This window comes from Pseudomonas edaphica (assembly GCF_005863185.1).
GTDB lineage: Bacteria > Pseudomonadota > Gammaproteobacteria > Pseudomonadales > Pseudomonadaceae > Aquipseudomonas > Aquipseudomonas edaphica.
Genome location: NZ_VBVZ01000203.1, coordinates 1 through 9,809, shown reverse-complemented (window position 1 = coordinate 9,809; position 9,809 = coordinate 1). Strand labels below are relative to the sequence as shown.

Below are 9,809 nucleotides of genomic sequence, written 5' to 3'. Positions count from 1 at the left end.
AAACAACTGCGGCAGGAACTGAAAACATCAGTGACCGATAACCTTGCCCAAAAAAGCGAAAACGATCGCCTGCGGCAGCGGGAAAGCAGCATCGAACAGCGCGTCGAAAGCCTGCTGGACACTGAGCGCAATCGCGCGGAACAGGCCCGCAACAGTGAGACCGAGCAGACCCAAGGCCTGCTAAAGGATCTGCAGCAACAGCTGCAGACACTCAGCCAAAAAGAGCTGGACCTGCCCATTGGTCTTGGCCTGCGTGCGGGCGATCAGCCCCCCTCGGGCAATGAAACACTGCGTTGGGTTGAGCCAGATGACGCACGTCCGGCCACGCCACGCGGTAAAGAAAAAACCGCCACATTTCCAACGCGCTTTGGTCCCGCCCAGCAGCCCTTACAGCAAGTCACTGAGGCGGTGACCGAGCGTAGAGCCAAGTCCGTCGTATCCGCTACGCCGGTGTACAGCGTGCCAGCCAATGCAACCTTGATGGGCTCAGTGGCCATGACGGCCCTGATTGGCCGCGTTCCCATCGATGGCACCGTCAATGACCCTTACCCGTTCAAAGTGCTGATTGGCCCAGACAATTTGACCGCCAACGGCATCGATCTGCCGCAGGTCGCAGGCGCTGTGGTCAGCGGTACGGCTTCAGGAGATTGGACCCTGTCCTGCGTTCGAGGCCAGGTGCGCTCCATCACCTTTGTTTTTCAAGACGGCACCATTCGTACCGTGCCTGAGCACAAGGGCAATGCGCAAAACGAACGCTCAACACAAGACGCTTTGGGATGGATCAGCGATCCCTATGGCATCCCCTGTGTGGGCGGCGAGCGGCGCAGCAACGCCCAACAGTACCTGGGCTCCCAAGCCTTGATCACCGCCGCTGGGGCTGGAGCGGCTTCCTTGATCAAGAACAATGGCAGCACTACCTACATCAACCCCAGCAACGGCTCACTCGGCAGCGTCGGCATTACGGGTAATGAGGCCATGGGCCGCGTGTTGGCCAGTGGCGTGCAGGAGATGTCGCAATGGGTCAACAAGCTGTATGGACAGGCGTTTGCGGCGGTATATGTCGAGCCGGGCGCCAAGGTGGCCGTCCATATTCAACAGGCTTTGGCCATCGACTATGACACCGCCGGGCGCAAAGTCGACCACACCCTCGGAGGTAGCCATGGCTATGTGGAGCTGGATTAAAACGCTGAGCCTTGTCGGACTTTTGGGGTGGTTGGCTGGCTGTTCTACCAACAGTGAAAACCTGCTCACCCATAACGGCAGCAACATGCTGGACGTGTGGAATCAGCACGCCAATCCATCGATCAGGCAGTTGAATGAAGTACGCTGGGCACTCCGTCGCCCGCTGCTACACAGCGAAATCTCGAACGCGCCTTACACACGCACGGCCCAAACCGAGATTTACCAACAGTTCAAACGTCTGCCCAATCCGGACATGGTGATGTTTGTATTTCCCCATCTGGTCGGCAGTGATCCCGTGCCCGTGCCGGGCTACAGCACGGTGTTTCCATTTTATCAACGCGTGCAATACGCCTTGCCCGGCGAGCGCTTGGATGATTATTGATGAGCATCTGGCGAAGCGGCAAACGACGACCCGCCACCCGCACCGATGAGCGGGCGCTATATCACGCAGCACCGTCGTTTGTTGAGCTACTGCCCTGGGTTGAGTACTTGCCCGAGACGGGCTGCCTACTGCTCGATGATGGCCGCTCTGTGGCCGCCTGCTTCGAACTCACACCGGTCGGCACCGAAGGTCGTGAGGCCGAGTGGCTGCTGCAGGCGCGTGATGCCCTGGAAAATGCCCTGCAAGACAGCTTGAATGAACACGATGATCACCCTTGGGTCGTTCAGTTCTACGCCCAGGATGAAACCCACTGGCAGGGTTACCTCGATACGCTGGAGAGCTACCTGCATCCACGTGTCCGAGACTCAGTATTTACGCAGTTCTACCTGCGCTCCTTTACCCATCATCTAAATGCGATCGCCAAGCCCGGCGGACTCTTTGAAGACACCGCCCTCACCCACCTGCCATGGCGCGGACAAACCCGACGCGTGCGGATGGTGGTGTACCGGCATCTACCGGCGGCGGTTTCCTCTCGCAGTGACCTGGCGGCCGAAATCGCTTTGAATACGCTGTGCGAGCGGCTAACTGCAGGCCTTGCCAATGCTGGGGTGAAGTCCAGTCGTTTGGATGCGAGTCAGATTCATGACTGGCTATTGCGCTGGTTTAACCCTAACCCCACCTCGGTGGACGATCAACGCCACTTCTATGCATTAGCAAGCCATCCAGAAACTCCGGCCTCCGGCGACCTCAACCTCGCCAGTGGCACCGACTTCACACAACGCCTGTTCTTCAACTCACCTCGCTCCGACGCGCAGCACGGTGTGTGGTATTTCGACGAGATGCCCCATCGCGTCATTCTGGTCGACCGCCTGCGCAGCCCGCCCGCTATCGGCCATCTGACGGGCGAGCGGCGCAAGGGAGACGCCATCAACAGCCTGTTTGAGCAATTGCCCGAAGACACCGTGTTATGCCTGACCCTGGTGGCCACACCTCAAGACGCCCTGGAAGCGCACCTCAATCACCTGAACAAGAAATCTGTCGGCGACACTTTGGCCTCCGAACAAACCCGCCAGGACGTGCAGCAGGCGCGCTCCATGATCGGCAGCGCACACAAGCTGTATCGCGGCTCAGTGGCGTTTTATCTGCGCGGCAAGGACCTGAATGAGCTGGATGCCCGAGGCGTACAACTGACTAATGCCTTGCTCAATGCCGGTGTGCAACCGGTGCGCGAAGCCGATGAAGTCGCGCCGCTCAATAGCTACCTGCGCCACCTGCCGTGTGTGTTCGATCCCGCCAAAGACACGCGCCAGTGGTATACCCAACTGATGTTCGTCCAACACGCGGCGCACCTCGCCCCGGTATGGGGACGTAGCCAAGGCACCGGCCATCCCGGTATCACCTTCTTCAACCGTGGCGGCGGCGCCCTGACCTTCGACCCGCTCAACCGCCTTGACCGGCAGATGAATGCCCATTTGTTTTTATTCGGACCTACGGGCTCTGGCAAGTCCGCCACCCTCAACAACATCCTTAACCAGATCACCGCCATCTACCGGCCGCGCCTGTTTATCGTCGAGGCCGGCAATTCCTTTGGCCTGTTTGGCGAGTTTGCCCAGCGTCTGGACCTCAGCGTGCATCGCGTCACGCTGGCACCTGGAGCTGGCGTCAGTCTGGCGCCCTTTGCAGACGCGCAGCGATTAGTGGAAACACCCCATCAGGTTTATACCCTTGACGCCGACCGCCTCGACGACCTCGACAACGACGAACAACGCGACATCTTGGGCGAACTGGAAATCACCGCGCGACTGATGATCACCGGCGGTGAAGACAAGGAAGAAGCCCGCCTGACCCGTGCTGATCGCAGCCTGATTCGCCAATGCATTCTTCAGGCCGCCCAAACCTGCGTAGCGGCCGCCCGCACGGTACTGACCGAAGATGTCTGCAACGCCTTGCGCGAGCGCAGCAACGACCCCGCGTTACCGGAAATGCGCCGCAATCGTCTGCAAGAGATGGCCGAAGCGATGGCATTATTCTGCCAAGGCCTGGATGGCGAGTTATTCAACCGCCCCGGCACGCCATGGCCCGAAGCCGATATCACCATCGTCGACCTCGCCACCCTCGCCCGCGAAGGCTACAACGCTCAACTGTCCATCGCCTACCTGTCGCTGCTCAACACCGTCAACAACATCGCCGAACGCGACCAATACCTGGGGCGGCCCATCATCAACGTCACCGATGAAGGCCATATCATCACCAAGAACCCACTGCTGGCGCCCTACGTGGTCAAGATCGTCAAGATGTGGCGCAAGCTCGGTGCATGGTACTGGCTGGCCACGCAGAACCTGGATGACCTGCCCAAGGCGGCCGAGCCGATGTTGAATATGATTGAATGGTGGATCTGCCTGAGCATGCCGCCGGATGAGGTGGAAAAGGTGGCGCGTTTTCGCGAGCTGAGCCCGGCGCAGAAGGCGCTTATGTTGTCAGCACGAAAGGAGGCGGGGAAATATTGTGAGGGCGTGATTTTGTCGAAGTCGATGGAGGTGCTGTTTCGGGCGGTGCCGCCTAGCTTGCATCTGGCGTTGGCGATGACGGAGCCGGAGGAGAAGGCGGCGCGGTTTGGTTTGATGCGTGAGCACGGGATTAGCGAGTTGGATGCAGCCCAGCGAATGGCACAAGAAATGGATCGAAATCGAAGGATAGAGCCATTAGAATTTGAGGGGCTGGCGAGCTGATAACTAGCCGCTTGTTTTAACCTGCACGCTCACCCGGAGTGACGGCGCCGGTACTCAAACAACGGTTTCATTCCGAAATGAGTACCAAAATAATGCCGCACTGGGATCGTCCAAACGATGAGACGGCAAATAGAACATGAGCCTATATCCCACGTAGCTGCATGCTCTCATAAGCTGATAAGATCGCTATCACGCTAAAAATGATAGCGCGGCGCTGATTTCTCCAGAAATAAGAACTGCAATACGCTAATCACCAGCTCCAAATATAAGGAACATACGATGGGAAGCTTTTTAACCTGTCAATTCTGCCTGAACACTATAGAAACCTCGTCAAGCTATGCAGTCGATCACTTCCAACCTAAAAGCCCAGTTGACTTTCCATTCACTGACAACTTGCTGTTCGTCTGTAATGCGTGCAACTCTCGAATCCGTCCAGCGCCAACGAAATATGAATTCATTCTTTTTCTTTCTGACTTAATGCGTGAAAACGACGAATACACGGATATTGTACAGGAAGCTGTATTCGGTAAGTCACACCGCTACAGAGCGGACATTCTGGCGAATCACAAAATACACTCTCGACACAAAAAGCTACTCATCGAGTGCCGATCTACCACTATTCCTGCACTTATAAAAGTTTATGACGAGATTGAAAACTTAAAAAATTACGCAGCGACTTATGGAGAGTGCCAACCGGTTTTCGCAATCCCCGCCACCTTGAGGGAGGAGGACAGCCAAGCGCTAAAAGCGGCTGGGATTTTGCTCTGGGACCTCGATTACTTCGCCCATAACTTTTCAGAACAATTGCCTAGACTGGAGCCAAGTCACTTTAAACTTTTACTATCTAAAAGAGTTAAGCGCGGGCCAAAACTTACCAGAGAAGATCAATTGATAGTCGAATTGAAGGGATGCGAACCTGGGAGACCGGACTGGAGCGTTTACCAAAATCTGGTAGGCAGCATCTTGGAGCACTTGTTCTGCCCGCCCTTAAAAAGCCCGCTTCCAGAGCATGCAGATAAATCGAAGACAAACAGGCGCGACTTCATACTGCCTAATTACGCAGAAAATGGATTCTGGCATTTCCTTCAACGTAATTACATGTCTGATTTCTTAGTAGTTTACGCCAAAAATTACACTCGCAAGCTCGGCAAGAATGAAAGCCTACAAGTCGCAAACTATCATAAACCCCAAGGAGCTGGGCTTTTCGGCATGATATTTTCGCGAGAGGGGTGCGATGCCGCGGGAGGTACTCACACCATAAGGGAACAGTGGATGAGCCATAGAAAGCTAATTCTCGTATTTAACGATGAAGATGTGCGCTCAATGTTGCTCGCAAAAAGAGACGGCAGAAAGCCAGAGGAAGTCGTTGAGCAGAAACTCGAAGAGTTTCGACTTTTGATTTAAAAGTGAACCTTGAGGTTTCGCCACGCTCTGGCCCAAATAGCCAATGTCCATCCAAGAGGACCGCAAGGCTGTAAATAATAAGCACAGCAGCTAGGACACTGGACCGTATAGCGATTACGCCGGTTTATGGTGAAGATCTTTCGCGTGGTTACAGCAGCTTGCGTCGAAAACTACTTTGCGCTAACTTGACCACACGTCGCTACATGGTCGACGGGCTGCCCACCCCTTGAGGCCTCACCGGCCGCAGCTAACCGGATCGAACCATGATCATTACAGCAATTTCTTGACCTGAGCCTCTTCCGGGCGTCGGGGATGGCGGGTGGGCGTCTCCGATGTCGCTCCTTAGGAGCAACGGAGAAACTTATGGTACCGACTACACACCGCGAAACCATCAAAGTGCAGGCCAAGCGTCTGCGCGATTTGTTCGATATCGACTTGACCACTGCCAAATACGTTTTAGCCCGCGGCCCCTATGGCTGTGCCGATTGGGCAGACCTGTGTGCCCAACTTGATCAAGAGCAGCCTCTTCAAGGTCCGCTGCAACTGGCCGAGTTGCCCCAGTCCCTGACCGCTACAGCATTTCTGGCCAAGCATCTATGCCCGTTGGCCGCCTCGGTCAGCCAACTGATCATCACCAACCGCAACTTGCCAGCGCTCTGCGAAGCGCTGCGCCAGGTGTTTGCGGTGCCGGGTAACCCAGTGGCACTGCCGGATGTGTTGCAAGCCGTCACGCCGAGTGAATGGCTGCCCACTGACATGGGCCCCGACCCACTGGCGGTTATTCAAAGTCGAGTCTGTGTCAACGGCGTGGAACTACTGCTGTTTGGAACACGGATTTTCTGGCCGCGGTTATTTACCTTTGACGCCGAGATCACCGTCGAGCCATTGACTGCAGAGCCCTTTGGCGACGAGCTGAAAATCATGTGGGAGGTCGCTCCGTGGTATCAAGCGAGCCGAGACTATCTGTTCGAGTATCAACGTGGAGACGATTGGGACGACCTGCCAGAGTTCATTGAGCCGCTGATCCCCGCGTGCTCGCGCATGCAACAACATTCCCTGTGGTTTGCGCAGTGCCTGAAAGAGTGGTCGCAGGAACGCCGCTACAGCGACGAAGGTGAGGAATTCATTCCGTTCCTCTACCAGGGCAACGCCTATCTGGTGTTCGGCGTGCCCTGCTCAGAATCTGTCATACATCCGCAGTTGCGTCGGCAGTACATCCAGTTCCCGGACGAAGACAATAACCGCTATCAAATTATTCTGGTCGGCGGCCAGTTGCTGAAGATCGAGACGCTGATCGTGTCCAAACCCCAACCCCAGCATTGGGATTACTCAGACTATCACCGGAGCCTGTGCAACGGGTTGCTGGGCGGCGCGGCGGCCGCGGGTTGGATCAGCACGCCCTTGAACGGCTGGGGTAATTTGTTATTTATCACTCCCGCCTGCCGCTTCGCCCTGGAATGCCAACTGCGTGTTGAGATCAAGCCAGAGCCCAATGAAACGCTCCTTACCCTGCAGACTGACAATCCAGACCTTGCCATGGAAGTGCTGGAGCGGGTGCGCAAGGGGAATTTCATTCACTATGAGCACGCTACGTTCGGTGCGCGCTACGCTATGCGCATTGACCTGCCGGTCGACCATGGCAGAGTTGATCTGAGCCTGTCGATGAACTGTATCGAACAGACAGTCTTCCACAGTACCCATCTGATCAACCGGCGCATAACTCAAAGCGATGGGGACAGGCATACGCTGTACTGCAATATTGAACCGGCATTACTCAAGCTCGTGGAGCGCCAACCGTTCAAGTTGCTGAAGAAAGCAATTCGCGAAGGGCAGATCTTGCGCGTACAAGGGTTTTCAGAGCATCTCAAGGCAGCGCCAACCTTGCTGGCCAGTGAACCAGCGCTCGATCCGACCTTCAACGCGGTGACCAACCCCTTGGAGGAGCCGATGTTCGACGGGGATGGGGAGTTAAGCTTCCACACGATTCGCTTTCAACGCAGTAATTTCTGACCAAGTAACCAGGGACGCGGTGAATGCCGCGTTCCTGGACAACAGGACGTTTCCGTCCTCAACCAACCCAAGTACCAATCGGCGCTAGTGCGGCGAGGCACGTTGAAGTCCTCTCCGTCGCCTCCGCCCTAGGGTAGGATCTTTGACACACTGAAAAGCGTTAAGCCCAACCTTGCCCAGGTGCGTCCTGCGAACAGCCCAGTACCCATGCCTAAGCCCCTTCAACATTCAGCTTCTTCAGCCTGAAACATCTCAATCAGCTTCTGGTTATAGTCATCCAAATAACGTTGAAGCCCCTCGCGATCAACCAGCCGCACCGCCGCTGTGCTGGCTAACTCCTTGGCCGGTCGGGTGAAGTAGGAATTTGTAACCACCATCGCCTCATCACAGCCATAGAACGCCTTGGCGGAAATCGCCTGCTGAACGGCGGAGTTGCCTACAGAACCCGTATAGTTTTTTGCTTGAATAACCATGTTCTTGCCGAAGCGGCTCACAAACAGATCAGCACCTTGATCCGCTGTTTTTTTGGTTTCCTTGACGTCATAGCCAATGGTTTGAAAGATCTCAACCAAAAACGCCTCAAACTGGAAACCGTCCATTCCGTCGACGAGATACATCGTAATAAAGCGATTGGGGTTGAAGTGCTCCAGCTGACTTGCGAGTCGCTCCACCAAGATATCGAAGTAAATCGTTTCGCACAGGCTAAGACCTTGTCGGAACGCCTGCATCGGTAGCAACGGCGTACCGGCCGTGGAAGTCGCCAGCGGATTGAATTGAATACCGGAATAATCGACCTCGTTCTCCCACAGGTAGTAGTAAAACAGCGCAAGATCCGCTCGAAATGTGGTGCCTGCTTCCTCGATCCATGACCTCAAAGTGTCAGAGAGGTTGGCTTTGATATGCCGGCTAAGCTCTCGCGAAAAGCCCAAATAAACCGAGTTGAACGATGTCGTCAGAAGCAGCTTATCCAAGAGCGAAGGCAGCTGTTCCAGCTCATCAAAACCTTTGCGAATCAAGACCTCCCGGAACAGTTCCCTCTCGGTATAAACGCCATCCATCCTCGGCCCTGGTGCTTCGGCGTCCTCACGACCGCTCGCGCCCTCACGCGTGGTGTGAATAAAATTGGTGAAGTACGGCTGCTTCAGCTCTGCGTACTTCCTCAAGACATTATTCAGTAAATCGTTGAGTTGGGCCTGCTCCTTCTTTTTGCCCAGAAAGTCTTTGATCAGACCTTTCGACCGGTATTGAAAGTCTGGGTAAAACGAAGGATCTAAAGGAGTGAGGTGTCGAGTACTCAATTCAGACGAGGGCGACAACTCAGAGCTCGTACACCACGGGCATGCCGTTTCGAAGGTGGTCCTGTTGCATCCATTGCACTGGTAAATCATCGAAGTTCATCCCGTTTTGATGGTGAGCTGCATGGCATGTTGAGCGATGAATCGAGCGGCATAGAGACCTTGTTACTGCCCGCATCCAATCATCTGGCCAGTAGGGGTGATCGTGCAGACGTTCCCCTCGCTGTCTTCGGTGTGAGCGCCGCTGCTATCACTCCAAGACTTGATTGAATAGCTATTCCCTTCGCTGTCGCTCGACTCGACCACGTGACCATTTGCATAGGGCCGAGTCTCGGTATCCAGGTGATAGGTATTCCCTTCGCTGTCGCTCGACTCGACCACGTGACCATTTGCATAGGGCCGAGTCTCGGTATCCAGGTGATAGGTATTCCCGTCGGTATCCCAGGACCGGGCGTGGATATCGCCATCTGCGTCCGTTTCGACGTCCGAGCAGACCATGTATTCGTCCTCGCCGAAGCACTCAGCATTGACGGTCGAGGACAGTGAAGCGCCTAGACATACGATTAAAGCCATTCCGATGCATCTCATAACAACCCCCTCTTCAAGTCAGTCAAGCACCGACAGCGAAGCGTGTTGCGTCAAGTACCGCCACCGGCGCGAAGCCAAGGGTCTTCTTGAAGCTCATGTTGTGAACAAAATTCTTCATGGCATCAGATGGGTCAATTGCGTCAAGGTTGAGCGCATCCATGGTCGATCGGGAAAACGCGACGCTGAGGATCGGCAGCTCTTGCATATGGCCCGTTGCGC

General features: G+C 55.4%; 6 protein-coding genes and 2 pseudogenes. 5 read left to right on the top strand and 3 right to left on the bottom strand.

Annotated features, from left to right (window positions below):
• The 5 genes and pseudogenes from FEM54_RS15210 to FEM54_RS15190 form a co-directional block, all read left to right on the top strand.
• On the top strand, positions 1 to 1,182 hold a 1,182-nt coding region (locus FEM54_RS15210; RefSeq protein ID WP_138451712.1), incomplete at its 5' end, for a TIGR03752 family integrating conjugative element protein.
• Entirely contained in the window at positions 1,160 to 1,564 is a 405-nt protein-coding gene (locus FEM54_RS15205) for a TIGR03751 family conjugal transfer lipoprotein (protein ID WP_420875316.1), read from the top strand. The genes FEM54_RS15210 and FEM54_RS15205, both read left to right, overlap by 23 nt.
• Positions 1,565 to 1,581: 17 nt before the next feature.
• Positions 1,582 to 4,293: pseudogene (locus FEM54_RS15200) on the top strand (conjugative transfer ATPase); the annotation flags it as partial.
• Positions 4,294 to 4,572: 279 nt separating this feature from the next.
• Positions 4,573 to 5,697, top strand: coding sequence for an HNH endonuclease (locus tag FEM54_RS15195; protein ID WP_138451708.1), 1,125 nt, complete (start codon positions 4,573 to 4,575; stop codon positions 5,695 to 5,697).
• A 363-nt stretch (positions 5,698 to 6,060) separates the two neighbouring features.
• A complete protein-coding gene (locus tag FEM54_RS15190) occupies positions 6,061 to 7,707 on the top strand; it encodes a hypothetical protein (protein ID WP_138451706.1) in 1,647 nt (548 codons plus the stop codon).
• Between the two features lie 221 nt (positions 7,708 to 7,928).
• Here the strand turns inward: FEM54_RS15190 and FEM54_RS15185 are convergent, their stop codons facing one another.
• The 3 genes and pseudogenes from FEM54_RS15185 to FEM54_RS15175 all read right to left on the bottom strand — a co-directional run.
• Positions 7,929 to 9,095, bottom strand: a complete 1,167-nt coding sequence (locus tag FEM54_RS15185; RefSeq protein WP_138451704.1) for a restriction endonuclease — start codon at positions 9,093 to 9,095, stop codon at positions 7,929 to 7,931.
• A 72-nt stretch (positions 9,096 to 9,167) separates the two neighbouring features.
• On the bottom strand, positions 9,168 to 9,575 hold the full coding sequence (locus tag FEM54_RS15180; RefSeq protein ID WP_205894410.1) for a hypothetical protein: 408 nt from the start codon (positions 9,573 to 9,575) through the stop codon (positions 9,168 to 9,170).
• 37 nt (positions 9,576 to 9,612) lie between these two features.
• Positions 9,613 to 9,809: pseudogene (locus FEM54_RS15175) on the bottom strand (hypothetical protein); the annotation flags it as partial.